This window comes from Asticcacaulis aquihabitans, from assembly GCF_032490435.1.
Taxonomy (GTDB): domain Bacteria; phylum Pseudomonadota; class Alphaproteobacteria; order Caulobacterales; family Caulobacteraceae; genus Asticcacaulis.
Genome location: NZ_JAVGWM010000004.1, coordinates 275,112 through 287,695 on the forward strand (window position 1 = coordinate 275,112; position 12,584 = coordinate 287,695).

Sequence of the window (12,584 nt, forward strand, 5' to 3'; positions counted from 1 at the left end):
CATCCCGGCTTTTGATAAAAACACAATATGTCGTCGCGGCGACAATATCCTTATCCCATTCTTACGGCAGAGGCGGGCACGCCTATTTTTATCTTACAGGCCTCAGGGTCATGGTCCAGACAACTCGTAAAAGCGGTCGCAAGACCGACAAGATCATCCATCTGGTGAAAACGCAGACTGAGGCCTCATGATTGTTACGCTGCTCGCCGCCAGCGCCCCTACCCGTTCCGCCGCCGCGCCGTCGCATGTGGCGTCTGAGCTCACTCTCAGCGAGCGCCTGATCAGCGGCTTCGATGGTCTGTGGAGGCACCTGAGCACTTTGACGCCTCAGGCCCTGGCGCTCAATATTGGCATGAGTGTCACCATCGCAGGCGTATGTTGGCTGCTTATCTGGGGGTCGCGTGCGGGCTTGTGTTCGCTGCTATCCCGGACGCCGGGGCATGACGGCGAAGCCGGTCGGGCCTCCATCCAGAAGGCCTTGCGTCTGACGCGGTCCATCATCGTCTTTGTCTTCGTCCTGGCGGCAATCGTCATGATCGGCGGCATATGGGGGCTGGATGTCTTTGCCTTGATGTCGGCCAGCCTGGCCACCCGCCTGACCCATACGCTGGTCACACTCCTGATCGTCCTTGTCATAACGGCGGTGGCGTTCGAAACGGCGGGCGTGTTCATCGGCTATTTCCTGACGCGATTGAAGGCGCGCAAAAGCCTCGATCTCCGCCGTGCCGCCCAGATAGATACACTCGGTCCCATCATTCGGCGTACGCTTCAGGCGGCCATACTCGTGGTCGGTGTCATGATTTTCCTGAGCCAGCTTGGTGTCGAAATCGCGCCGCTTCTGGCTGGAGCCGGGGTAGTGGGCATTGCCATCGGCTTCGGCGCCCAGACCCTGGTGAAGGACTTCTTCACCGGCTTTTTCCTTCTTATCGAGGATGTGGTGGCCGTCGGCGATACCGTCACCATCGGTGGCAGTACAGGCGAGGTTGAGAACATGACCTTGCGCTATATCTCGCTGCGAGGCGGTGATGGCACGCTCCATGTCTTTCCCTATGGCGAAGCGCAGATCATCCACAACACCACCAAGACATTCGCTCGCTATGTGCTCGACCTGCCGATCGCGCTCGACAGCGATATCGATCACGCCATTGCCGTCATCAAGACAGTGGGCGCCGATCTCAAGGCCGATCCTATCTTCGGTCCGTTGATCATGGAGCCCGTGGAAGTGCTGGGCGTTGATAGTCTGGCCGATTTCGGCGCAATCTTGCGTATACGCATCATGACAACGCCGCATGAACGCATGAAGGTGGGCCGCGAATTCAACCGCCGTTTGAAGGTGGCCTTGGGCGATGCGCAGATCGCTATTTCTCACAAGGGGGCCTATGCGCCTTGATAGTAATCTTATCTTTTCGTGCGATTTTCAGATTTTTTCCTTAGGGTAAATCTGAGATTATAAAGCGTCGATGAGATATCAAAGACAAACAAAGCCAGAGATGATTGAAACCATTGACGCATGTCACTGTATTCGATCTCTCTGGTTTTTTGCTGTGTGCGGATAAAAAAAACGGGCCCTCGCGGACCCGTTTAATCCTAATAGGTGCTGGGCGGATCGCTGGCTGGGAAGCTGTCATCAACCATCGAATCGATCTGATGTTCATCCAGGTTGTTTCTGATCTTGCGATCGCCGCGCAGGCAGGTCCGGGTCGGCGTCATATGGAAAAATCCATTCAAAAAGCCGGAAATAAAGGTAGTAATCGTACGCATAATCCATCCTCCTGTGTAAGGCGGCGGCCAGAGGGCCGGCGCCATGTCAGATTGTGGTACCTGCCTTAAGTGTATCCGCAGCGGGATAAAGTCATTGTGGCGAAGAGGCCTGCCTGGCGTAAGGCTACCATAAGCTTTACCAGCAACGCTTGAGTAGGGTGCGCGTTCGTGACATAGAAGCGCCCAAAGGAGTTCCGCATGATCACCGAAATCGCCACCATACGCATCGATCCGGCCCAGGCTGACGCATTCGAAGCCGCCGTCGCCAACGCTGCGCCTTTTTTCGAAAGCGCGAAAGGCTGTCATTCCATGTCGCTGGAAGCGGTGATCGAGACGCCGGGTGTCTACAACCTGCGCGTCCTTTGGGAAACCGTTGAACATCATACCGAACTGTTTCGCTCAAGCGAAAACTTTAAACAATGGCGGGCCCTGGCCGGTCCTTTCTTCATCGAACCACCCATGGTGGTCCACGGCGAAACCGTGAAGCAATATTTTTGAGATCTCGACACATGTCCGATACCGATAATGATACCCCCGAGCCCGCCCGCCTCAAGCGTAAGGCCCTTCTGACGCCGCTCGAATTTGCCCGCATCGCCGATCTGGCCTGGCGGACCGATCCGCGCGCCTCGCTGGCGCGCCAGATTTCCGAAGCGACTGGCGTGTCGGAAAGCTCCATAGAGCGGTGGCTCAAGGACGAACGTCACCCTGCGCCGGCCGAGCGGATCGCCGAGGCCTTGCGCCTGGCGGACAAGCGCATGCATGAAAATTCTGACTTTTTATACAATGTCGCGATGACATTGGCGCAAAATCCCTCATAAATCCCACCCATTTCACCACATATGGGTAAAAAGTTTGAATATTTGGGATTGATGGATTGATAAGGTAAAAAACATGAGCAATATTGCGCGAAACAGGTAAGGAAACGCGCATGCTGCTCAAGGACAAGGTGCTGCTGGTAACGGGCGGCTCAAAGGGAATCGGCCGGGCAATTGCCGTTGGTGCGGCACGGCACGGCGCGCGGGTTGGCATCAACTATGCCGGTGACGAAACGGCTGCCGAGTCCTGCGTGGCGGAAATCGAAGCCGCCGGTGGTCAGGCCTTTGCCCTGAAAGGCGACGTGTCCGATGCCGCATCCGCGCCGGCCTTTGTCGCCGAAGCCGTGAAGCGGTTCGGCCGGCTGGACGCCTTCGTCAACAACGCCGGCATCTGTCCCTTTCATGCCTTTCTCGACATGCCCGCCGACGTGATGGAACGCACCATGCGTGTCAACTTGCACGGCGCCTATTATATGTGCCAGGCGGCGGCCAACCAGATGGTGACGCAAGGGGAGGGCGGTTCGATTACGGCGGTCAGCTCCATCTCGGCCCTGGTCGGCGGTGAATTCCAGACCCATTACACCCCGACCAAGGCCGGGGTTTTGTCGCTGATGCAATCGACGGCCATTGCGCTGGGCAAACACAAGATCCGCTGTAACGCCCTGCTGCCGGGTACCATCCTGACCGATATCAACAAGGACGACCTGGCCGACGTCGAAAAGCGCGATTACATGGAAAAGCGTATTCCGCTCGGCCGCCTGGGCCAGCCGGACGATCTGGCTGGCCCCGCCATCTTCCTGGCGTCCGAACTGGCCGGCTATGTCACTGGCGCCGCTTTGCTGGTCGATGGCGGCATGTTCGTGAACCTGCAATAGAGGCGCGCCATGCGCTTCGTCGATGCCCATATCCATCTGTGGCAACTGGACCGGTTGCGCTATCCGTGGCTGATGCCGCCCTTTGCCGATGACGGACCCAACGGCAGCGTCGAGGCGATTGCGCACACATACCTGCCGGTCGACTACCTGGCCGATGCAGCGGGCTTTCAGGTCGAAAAGGTCGTGCATATCGATGCCGGTGCCCATGCTGACGACGCCTTGGCGGAAACGCAGTGGCTGCAGTCCCTGGCCGATGCTGGCGGCTACCCGCAAGCGATCATTGCCTTCGCTGCGCTCAACGACCCCGATGTCGAAGCGCTGCTGGCCGCCCATATGCTGAGCCCAAATGTGCGTGGCATCCGTCATATCATCAACTGGCATGTCGACCCGCAACGGACTTACACGCCGCGTAACCTGCTGGAAGACGATGGGTTCGCGCGCGGTTACGCCCTTTTGGCCAAGTACGGCCTGTCGTTCGATTTGCAAATCTATCCTGGCCAGATGAGGCAGGCCGCCGCGCTGGCGGCGCGTCATCCCGATATTCCCGTGATGATCAACCACATGGGCATGCCGGTTGACGCCGATAAGACCGAGTGGCGCACGGGCATGAAGACATTGGCGCAATTGCCGCACGTGGCGGTCAAGATCTCCGGCATGGGCTTTGTCGACCGGCACTGGAGCCCGGAAACCATGGGGCCGCTGGTACGCGAGGCGATAGACATGTTCGGGACGGACCGTGTTATGTTCGCCAGCGATTTTCCAACCGACAAGCTGTTCAACAGCTACGCGAAAAGCCTAAAATTCTACGACGAGCTGACGGAAAAGTTCAGCCAAAGCCAACGGGACGCCATGTTCGCAGCGAATGCCGAACGTCTATACAGGATTTAGGAAACACCAATGAACCCGTTATTGGGCGTCTTTTTTCACTGGCTGGGAGGGCTCTCCTCGGCCAGCTTCTACGTGCCTTACAAACGCATCCGGCTATGGTCGTGGGAAATCTTCTGGCTGACCGGCGGCGTCTTTTCATGGATCATAGCGCCATGGATCGGGGCGATGATCGGTACGGAGCACCTGTTTGCCGTCCTCGGCTCGACCGCGCCGTCCGTCATCTGGGCTTGCGTCGGCTGTGGTGCGCTGTGGGGCATGGGGGGGCTGACCTTCGGCCTGACCATGCGCTATCTGGGGCTGTCGCTGGGCATGGCGGTGGCGCTGGGCCTAACCACGGTTATCGGTACGCTTGGGCCACCGCTCGTCAACGGGACCCTGGGCGATGTCGCCGCCAAGCCTGGCAGCCTGTACACCTTCATCGGCATCGCGGTGGTGCTGGTGGCCATTGTCGTGGTGGCCCTGGCCGGTCACGCCAAGGAAAAGGAACTGCCCGGCGAAAAGGAAGGCTTGAGCGAATTCAACCTCAGTAAGGGACTCATGGTCGCTGTCTTCTGTGGTGTCATGTCATCCTTCTTCGCCTTCGGTCTGGAACGCGGCACCCCGATCAAGGAGGCCAGCCTGGCCGCCGGCACGGGCGTGCTATGGGCCGGTTTGCCGGTCATCTGCATCGTGCTGATCGGCGGGTTTGCTACTAATCTGGTGTGGAGCGGCTATCTGATCATCAAGAACCGTTCGGCGGGTGAATGGCTAGGCAAGGCCCGGCCTGGTGCATCGGCGGAAAAAATTCCGCTTTTGACTAATTATCTGTTGGCCGCCTTAGGCGGCACCCTGTGGTATTTCCAATTCTTCTTTTACACCATGGGCGAAAGCCAGATGGGCCGCTTCGGCTTCTCCAGCTGGACCCTGCACATGGCGTCGATCATCCTGTTCTCGACCCTGTGGGGCTTCGCGCTCAAGGAATGGAAGGGTACGTCGGCCCATACGCAGGGACTGGTCTGGTTGGGCATCTTGGCCCTGGTTGGCTCGACCGTCATCATCGGCTACGGCAATTATCTGGCCGGCCTTGCCGGCTGACGCCGAGTTGCCCAACAAGTTTCCCGAGAAAAAGGGCCCGGCAGGATACCTGCCGGGCCTTCAGTCTGGATCATCAGGGAAAGCGATCCATAAACCGTGTAAATGGGCGTGCCGATCGGATTAGTAGGTGGTTCGGCCGCCTGACGTATCGAACACCGACGCGGTGGTAAATGAGCATTCTTCCGACGCCATGAAGCAGACCGTGGCGGCGGATTCGTCGACCACGCCCAGCCGGCCCATGGGGATCTTGGAGCGCATGTAATCGACCTGGCTCTGGGGCAATTGCGCCAGGATCGGACTTTCGAACGTGGCCGGTGTCAGGGCATTCACGATGACACCCTTGGTGGCCAGTTCCTTGCCCAGGCTTTTCGTCAGGCCGATCACGCCCGCCTTTGAGGCCGAATAGGCTGAGGCGTTCGGATTGCCTTCCTTGCCGGCCACGGAGGCGACATTGACGATGCGGCCGTAGCCGCTGTCCAGCATGTAGGGGATGACCTCGCGACAGCAATAAAACAGGCCGTTGAGATTGATATCCATGACCTTCAGCCAGCTATCGATCGGGAATTCCCACACCGGCACGGTGGCGCCGGTGATGCCAGCCGAATTGATCAGGATATCGATCTTGCCGAGGATTTCGGCGGATTGCTTGGCCGCTGCCGCGACGGCGGCCTGATCGGAAACGTCGAGCGCCACGACGCCGGCCGCCCCGATCTCCGCCTTGGCGGCTTCGAGCGCTTCGGCATTCAGGTCCCACAGGACAACGGCGCCGCCTTCGGCGACAATGCGCTTTGCTGCGGCCTTGCCGAGACCCGACGCTGCACCTGTGACAATGGCCGTACGGCCCTTGAAGCGGTCGGTATAGATCACGCGATAATCTCCAGGCCTTCGAGGCTGAACGGAACGACGGTCTGCCGCTGTTCGCCGAGGGTGGCGATGCCGAGCGTCATGACGTCGCCAGCATTGAGGTAGATCGGGTTGGGCTTCTTGCCTTCGCCAACGCCTGGCGGGGTACCCGTGATGACGAGGTCGCCAGGTTGCAGCGTGATGAAGCGCGAAATATAGCTGATGCAGTGCGCAACATTGAAGATGAGGGTCTTGGTATTGCCGGTCTGCATACGCTGGCCGTTGACGTCGAGGAACATGTCGAGATTATGCACATCGCCGACTTCGTCCGGCGTCACCAGCCAGGGGCCGGTCGGGCAGAAGGTGTCGCAGCCCTTGCCCTTGACCCATTGAGAGCCGCGTTCCTTTTGAAAGGCGCGCTCCGACACGTCATTGACCAGCACATAGCCGGCGACATGGCTGAGGGCTTCGGATTCCTCGACATAGCGGCAGGTCTTGCCGATGACGAGACCCAGTTCCACTTCCCAATCCATCTTGGTGGCGTCGCGCGGCTTCATGACATCATCATTGGGACCGCTTAGCGACGTGACCGCCTTGGTGAAAAAGATTGGCTCCGGCGGCACGGGCAGGTTCGATTCGGCGGCATGGTCGGCATAGTTGAGACCGACGGCGATGATCTTACCGATATGGTTCACCGGTACCCCGTAGCGAGGCGTCCTGTCCACGATCGGCAGCGTGGCGATGTCGAGCGCCGTCAGCTTGGCCAGTTGCGACAGGCGCACCGTCTCCGGCGTTAGGTCGGACACGATGCCAGACAGATCGCGGATCTTGCCGTCGGCATCGACGACGCCGGGTTTTTCCTGGCCCTTGGGGCCATAGCGGCAGAATTTCATGGGGGAAGTCCTTTGGTAAGTTTTGAGACCCGGGAAGGTCTTAATGGGTGTAGGGGCGGTAGAGCTTGACGTCCGGGTTCAGTTCGACCCCGAAGCCGGGCTTATCCAGCATGTTGACATTGAGGCGGCCGTTTTCCGGCACCGGTTCCCCCAGCAACTGCGGATGGAACATCGGTGCGACGCGATCGGCCTTGGGCGCCATCATAAGGAATTCGGCGAACGGTGAGTTGTGGCGCGTGATGACAAAATGATAGCTGTACACGGACGATCCATGCGGCACGACCATAATGCCCTTGGCATCGGCCATGGCGGAAATCTTCAGCAGTTCGGTCACGCCCCCACACCAGCCGACGTCCGGCTGGATCAGGTCGCAGCAGTCCATCTCCATCAGCATGCGGAAGCCCCAGCGCGTGGCTTCGTGTTCGCCGGTGGTGACCAGCATGCCGGCGGGAACATTCATCTTGAGCTGCTGATAGCCCCAGTAATCGTCCGGAGAAATGGCTTCTTCGATCCATTTCAGGCCATATTCATGACAGGCATGGGCCAGCTTGGTGGCGTAGTTCACATCGAGCGCCATCCAGCAGTCGTACATCAGCCAGAAATCGTCGCCGCATTTGCTGCGCATGTCGGCGAGCAGCTCGACATTCTTCCTCAGGCCCTCGTCGCCTTCGATCGGACCGTGCAGCAAGGGCAGCTTGCCGCCGATAAAGCCCATCTGCTTGGCCAGGTCAGGACGCGCGCCGGTGGCGTAGAACTGCAATTCGTTGCGCACCGCGCCGCCCAGCATGTGATAAACCGGTTCCTGGCGCAGGCGGCCCATCAAGTCCCACAGGGCCAGGTCGACGCCGGAAATGGCGTTCACCACAATACCCTTGCGGCCATAATATTGCGAGGCGAAGTACATCTGATCCCAGATGGTTTCGTAGTCGAAGGGCGAACGGCCTTCGAGGAACCGTGCGAAGTGTTTTTCGACCATATAGGCCGCCGGTTCGCCGCCGGTGGTCACCGCGAAACCGGTCGTGCCGTCTTCACATTCGATTTCGACGACCAGCGTCCCCAGCACATTGATGCCGAAGGATTTTCGGCTCTGGCGGTACTCCGGATAGCGGCCCATGGAGGTCGCAATGTGGTTGTCGATCCAGTGGCCTTCGCCCTGATCGTGATAATCGGCCCCACCGCCGCCTTCACCACCCTTGATAACCGAGGCGCGGACCTGTTTAATTTTTGGATATCTAGACATAATCTCACCATTTGGGATAAAGCTTATCCCGGAGCCCTGTTCATAGACAATACAGCGTGTTATTGTCCCATTATCTAGATTTGAGTTCTACAGAATGAAACAAATGGCGTCAATTGAGAATGTGTCCGACGAGTCTGACGAGGCCGTCGCCAAAACTCTGGGTGGCGCTCAGACCCTGGTGCGGGGTCTTGATGTCATGATGGCCATCGCCGCTGGGGCCAAGACATTGCCCGACCTGTCCGAAGCGATTGGCTTGACGCGCTCGACGACCCATCGCCTGGCCACGACCCTGGTCGAGCAGCGCTTTCTCAATTTCACGCCCCGCGTCGGCTATAGTCTGGGGCCGCGACTGCTCGAACTAGGGCACCTGGCATCGCGCAATATGAGCCTGCCGCGCGTGGCGCACGACTATCTGCTGCAACTGTCGCACGACAGCGGAGACACGGTGCATCTCGGCATTCTGGAGAAGGATCAGGCATTGTACCTCGACAAGATTTCGGGCTCGCGCCGCATCGAGATTTCATCGCGCATCGGTGAGCGCCAGCCCTTGCGGTCCACGGGAATAGGCAAGGCGCTTCTTCTCGATGAAACCGAGGAAGCGTGGAAAGAGGTCTATGCCCGTGAGGCCAGGCAGTTCCCGGCCTATCGCGTTCCGGAGGCGGAATGGTTGGAGCGCATGAAGGCCTATTCTGCCGCCGGATATGCGCTGGATCTCGAGGAAAATGAAGATCGCATCCGCTGTGTGGCGGCGCCCATTCGCGACGCGGCCGGCCGAATCATTGGATCGATCAGCGTTTCGTCGGCGGCGCAGTATCTGGACGACACGCGCATGGAAATCCTGAAGCGCCAGGTTCTGGATACGGTTCAGGCGATTTCCAGCGAGTTCGGCTGGCGCGAGCGTCGATAAGGGTGAGGGTCAGCGGCGCGGCAGGATGGACCGAACCAGACTCGTTATCGCCACTGTGATGCCGATGCCGGCAATGACGGTAAGGGCGATATTGAGCAGGTCGTCTGTATCCGGTTGCGTGTCCGGCACGCCTTCCGACCCACCAAGGGGGCGCTTGGCCTGAAGCGGCAGGATGGCCGGCGCATCGCGCGGCGTCCAATCCCATACCCCCGGGTAATGGCTTTCGGGCTCAAGGGCGTTTGGATGAAATGGCGGGCGCGACACTGTGCGCGTGGCGGTTGGCAAAGATAATTCGGGCATCGAACTACGCTCCTGATGAGGGAACCGAAACCCATAATACGCCGATTATAAAATAAGTCATCAATCTTGACGTGCGCGTAAATAAAATGACGTAAGCGCTTGTTTCCGCTGCGGCTTCCCGTGTGACGGTTTGTTACCCTTGAAACGTAACCGGCACCCTTAATCGTTCCGAATATCGGAACGGTGGGATTTTTCCTAAGAAAATCGGAACATATTTTTGCATATTCGCATTATCACATCCAAAATCGTATCTTTATATGGACGTGCCGTGTCGTTATATGTTACGAATTTTCCTAACAGGCGTCGATCAAGACGCACGATCATGCCAATGTCAACGGGTGAGGGAGGGCGCGAATGGTGCGGTTAAGCACACTGGCCTCGCAATATGGAAGTGTCGCCATGCTTGCCGCTGCGGCCGTTGCAGGCGGTGCGTGCGCGCAAACGGCAAGCTCGCCATCGACCGACGGCGGCATAGCCCTGACCCAGGCAATGGAATTGGCCCAGGCCGCCATCGCCGATTGCCAGGCGCGAGGCTATCCGGCCAGTGCCAGCGTGGTGGATGGCAAGGGTGTGGTCAAGATCACCCTGCGCGCCGATGGCGCAATCAAGCCGCCGGTCGCCGCACCGTTAAAGGCTTTCACTGCCTTTACCTTCGATCAGCCGGGCGCCGAAATGGAACTGCGCGAAAAGAGTGATGCCGCTTTCAAGGCGCTGATCGACGCGCATAAGGACATCTACAATGATCACGCCGGATCGGTTCCCTTGCACACCGGTGGCAAGTTGATTGGCGCCTTGGCGGTGGCCGATGTGCCGCATGAGGTTGCCGATGCCTGCGCGCGGGCGGCAGTCGCCAGATATCCGGCCATCGGATTGAAATAGAATGTACCGCAAGACCTATTATGCGACGTCTCCGGCGGTCATGGCCGGCGCCAGCAATGCCGACCTGTGCGACAACTACCTGATCGACGGCCTGTTTTCACCGGATCGGGTGGTGCTGAACTATCTGCATCAGGAACGCATGGTCATCGGCGGGGCGATGCCGGAAACGATGCCAGTGCGTCTGCCGGTATATGAAGAGCCGGAATCGAACCGTGGCAAGCCCTTCCTGCATCGGCGCGAAATGGGCCTGGTCAATGTCGGCGCCGGCGCGGGTCGGGTCACGGTCGATGGGGTCGCCTACGCGCTTCAGCCGCTTGACGGGCTGTACATCACGCAAGGGGCGCAAGAGGTCGTATTCGAAAGTCTGGAGACGGCTGGCGCGCGATTTTACCTGGCCTCGACTCCCGCCCACTGTGGCTTCACGACCCAGATGTTCTCGATGCAAACCGCTGTGCCAATCGAGCGCGGCGCGTTAGCAAGCTCAAACGCTCGGACCATTTATCAGATGGTGACGCCGGATGCCTGCCCGTCGGCACAACTGCTGTTCGGCCTGACCATTCTCAAGCCGGGCAGCGTGTGGAATACCATGCCGCCCCATTTGCACGACCGGCGGTCGGAAGCCTATTTTTACTTCAACCTGAAGGACGACGCGCGTGTGTTCCATTTCATGGGCGAGCCGGACAAGGCGCGCTCCATCGTGGTCGGTAACGAAGAGGCGGTGATCTGTCCGCCTTGGTCGATCCATATGGGGGCTGGCACATCAAGCTACGCCTTTATATGGGCCATGGGCGGGGAAAACCTTGACTATGGCGACTTTAATGAACTGGATATCTGCCAACTGGCCTGAGCCGGCGGCCGCCGTCCTCTGGCTGCGTTGGACCTTAGGTACATAAAATAAGACTGAGGAAATACCCATGCAATATAAGCCCCTTCTTCTGGCGCTGACCTTAGGTCTCGGTTTTACCGCGCCGATACTGCCGGTTCACGCTGCGCCGCCTGCCGCCGCTGTGCCGTCCGTATCGTACACACCCGCCGACGTTATGCGCCTGACTGAAAAGGTGGCGGATTATCAAATCGCGTCGCTCGCGGCCGGACTTGTGCCCGCCCATGCGTCGGGTGATACGCCGGACCCAAAAAACTGGGTCCAGGGGGCTTTGTTCATCGGCCTGACGGCCCTGGCCGACCATAGCGACAATGGGTTGTATAAGCAGGTCGTGTTGCAACGGGGCGAAGCCAATCACTGGGAATTGGGCAAGCGGCTCTATCACGCCGATGATCATGCTATAGGCCAGGTCTATCTGTGGGCGGCACGGCACGGCGCAGGGCCTGACGCCATCGCGCCCTTGCGTAAAAGCTACGACACCATTCTGGAATTCCAGCCCACTGTCGGGCTGGAACATCGTGAATATACCGATCCGCGCGGCGTCGATTGCGGCCAGCGCTGGTGCTGGGCCGATGCCCTGTTCATGGCCCCGGCGACCTGGCTCGAACTGGCCAACCAGACCGGTGAGGCCAAGTATCGCGACTATGCCGTCAAGGAATTCTGGGCGGCGACTGATTACCTCTATGACAAGACGGAGCATCTCTATTATCGCGACTCGCGCTTCTTCGAGCGACGGGGCCCCCATGGTGAGAAGGTGTTCTGGTCGCGCGGCGATGGTTGGGTGTTTGCGGGCCTGGCCCATATCATCCCGTTGATGCCGCAGGGCGCCGACCGAAGCCGCATGGAAACCATCTTCAAGGAAATGGCCGCCAAGCTGGTTTCGATCCAGAAGGCCGATGGCTACTGGTCGCCATCCCTGCTGGCTGACCCGGCGACATCGGTGCCGGAATCGAGCGGCACGGCCTTTTATGTCTACGGTCTGGCCTGGGGCGTCAAAGCCGGTCTGCTCGACGCCAAGGCATATGAACCGGCCGTCCGCAAAGGGTGGGCAGCCCTGGTCAGGTCGGTCCATCCGGACGGAAAGCTGGGCTATGTTCAGGCCATCGGCGATCAGCCCGACAATGTCAGCTATGACGACACGCAATATTATGGTGTCGGCGCCTTCCTGATGGCGGGTACGGCCGTGGCCGATCTCCAACTCGGCAGCCGGAAAAAGTAGGGACCGT

General features: G+C 59.2%; 15 protein-coding genes. 10 read left to right on the forward strand and 5 right to left on the reverse strand.

The window, feature by feature from the left end:
• Positions 1 to 187 precede the first annotated feature (187 nt).
• Entirely contained in the window at positions 188 to 1,390 is a 1,203-nt protein-coding gene (locus RCJ00_RS15590) for a mechanosensitive ion channel family protein (RefSeq protein WP_316223109.1), read from the forward strand.
• Positions 1,391 to 1,587: 197 nt separating this feature from the next.
• Here the strand turns inward: RCJ00_RS15590 and RCJ00_RS15595 are convergent, their stop codons facing one another.
• Positions 1,588 to 1,761 carry a hypothetical protein gene (locus tag RCJ00_RS15595; RefSeq protein WP_023457510.1) on the reverse strand — a complete coding sequence of 58 codons (174 nt, stop codon included), beginning with the start codon at positions 1,759 to 1,761 and terminating at the stop codon, positions 1,588 to 1,590.
• A 198-nt stretch (positions 1,762 to 1,959) separates the two neighbouring features.
• Between RCJ00_RS15595 and RCJ00_RS15600 the strand changes: the two genes are divergently transcribed.
• The 5 genes from RCJ00_RS15600 (at position 1,960) to rhaT (ending at position 5,413) form a co-directional block, all read left to right on the forward strand.
• Positions 1,960 to 2,259 (forward strand): antibiotic biosynthesis monooxygenase family protein, encoded by a 300-nt coding sequence (locus tag RCJ00_RS15600; protein WP_316223112.1) that lies wholly within the window; start codon positions 1,960 to 1,962, stop codon positions 2,257 to 2,259.
• An 11-nt stretch (positions 2,260 to 2,270) separates the two neighbouring features.
• Positions 2,271 to 2,579: a transcriptional regulator gene (locus RCJ00_RS15605; protein ID WP_023457512.1), complete on the forward strand. Its 309-nt coding sequence runs from the start codon at positions 2,271 to 2,273 to the stop codon at positions 2,577 to 2,579.
• 110 nt (positions 2,580 to 2,689) lie between these two features.
• Positions 2,690 to 3,451, forward strand: coding sequence for an L-rhamnose 1-dehydrogenase Lra1 (gene lra1, locus RCJ00_RS15610; protein WP_316223114.1), 762 nt, complete (start codon positions 2,690 to 2,692; stop codon positions 3,449 to 3,451).
• Between the two features lie 9 nt (positions 3,452 to 3,460).
• Positions 3,461 to 4,339 (forward strand): amidohydrolase family protein, encoded by an 879-nt coding sequence (locus RCJ00_RS15615; RefSeq protein ID WP_316223115.1) that lies wholly within the window; start codon positions 3,461 to 3,463, stop codon positions 4,337 to 4,339.
• Positions 4,340 to 4,348: 9 nt separating this feature from the next.
• On the forward strand, positions 4,349 to 5,413 hold the full coding sequence (gene rhaT / locus RCJ00_RS15620; protein ID WP_316223116.1) for an L-rhamnose/proton symporter RhaT: 1,065 nt from the start codon (positions 4,349 to 4,351) through the stop codon (positions 5,411 to 5,413).
• 120 nt (positions 5,414 to 5,533) lie between these two features.
• Here rhaT and RCJ00_RS15625 read toward each other — a convergent pair whose 3' ends face one another.
• The 3 genes from RCJ00_RS15625 to rhmD are packed head-to-tail and all read right to left on the reverse strand — an operon-like array spanning position 5,534 to position 8,389.
• The gene (locus tag RCJ00_RS15625) at positions 5,534 to 6,280 is read right to left on the reverse strand and encodes an SDR family NAD(P)-dependent oxidoreductase (RefSeq protein WP_316223117.1); all 747 of its coding nucleotides are present in this window, start codon (positions 6,278 to 6,280) and stop codon (positions 5,534 to 5,536) included.
• Positions 6,277 to 7,149 (reverse strand): 2,4-didehydro-3-deoxy-L-rhamnonate hydrolase, encoded by an 873-nt coding sequence (locus RCJ00_RS15630; RefSeq protein WP_316223118.1) that lies wholly within the window; start codon positions 7,147 to 7,149, stop codon positions 6,277 to 6,279. The genes RCJ00_RS15625 and RCJ00_RS15630 overlap by 4 nt, the downstream gene beginning before the upstream one ends.
• Before the next feature lie 40 nt (positions 7,150 to 7,189).
• Entirely contained in the window at positions 7,190 to 8,389 is a 1,200-nt protein-coding gene (gene rhmD, locus RCJ00_RS15635; RefSeq protein ID WP_316223119.1) for an L-rhamnonate dehydratase, read from the reverse strand.
• 103 nt (positions 8,390 to 8,492) lie between these two features.
• Between rhmD and RCJ00_RS15640 the strand changes: the two genes are divergently transcribed.
• Positions 8,493 to 9,296 (forward strand): IclR family transcriptional regulator, encoded by an 804-nt coding sequence (locus tag RCJ00_RS15640; protein ID WP_316223120.1) that lies wholly within the window; start codon positions 8,493 to 8,495, stop codon positions 9,294 to 9,296.
• Positions 9,297 to 9,305: 9 nt separating this feature from the next.
• Here the strand turns inward: RCJ00_RS15640 and RCJ00_RS15645 are convergent, their stop codons facing one another.
• Complete coding sequence (locus RCJ00_RS15645) at positions 9,306 to 9,596, reverse strand: hypothetical protein (RefSeq protein WP_316223121.1); 291 nt, start codon at positions 9,594 to 9,596, stop codon at positions 9,306 to 9,308.
• A gap of 354 nt (positions 9,597 to 9,950) precedes the next feature.
• Between RCJ00_RS15645 and RCJ00_RS15650 the strand changes: the two genes are divergently transcribed.
• The 3 genes from RCJ00_RS15650 to RCJ00_RS15660 all read left to right on the forward strand — a co-directional run bounded on the left by RCJ00_RS15650 (position 9,951) and on the right by RCJ00_RS15660 (position 12,577).
• A complete protein-coding gene (locus tag RCJ00_RS15650) occupies positions 9,951 to 10,475 on the forward strand; it encodes a heme-binding protein (RefSeq protein WP_316223122.1) in 525 nt (174 codons plus the stop codon).
• 1 nt (position 10,476) lies between these two features.
• The gene (kduI, locus tag RCJ00_RS15655; RefSeq protein ID WP_316223124.1) at positions 10,477 to 11,322 is read left to right on the forward strand and encodes a 5-dehydro-4-deoxy-D-glucuronate isomerase; all 846 of its coding nucleotides are present in this window, start codon (positions 10,477 to 10,479) and stop codon (positions 11,320 to 11,322) included.
• A gap of 67 nt (positions 11,323 to 11,389) precedes the next feature.
• The gene (locus RCJ00_RS15660; RefSeq protein ID WP_316223126.1) at positions 11,390 to 12,577 is read left to right on the forward strand and encodes a glycoside hydrolase family 88/105 protein; all 1,188 of its coding nucleotides are present in this window, start codon (positions 11,390 to 11,392) and stop codon (positions 12,575 to 12,577) included.
• The last annotated feature ends 7 nt before the right edge of the window (positions 12,578 to 12,584 follow it).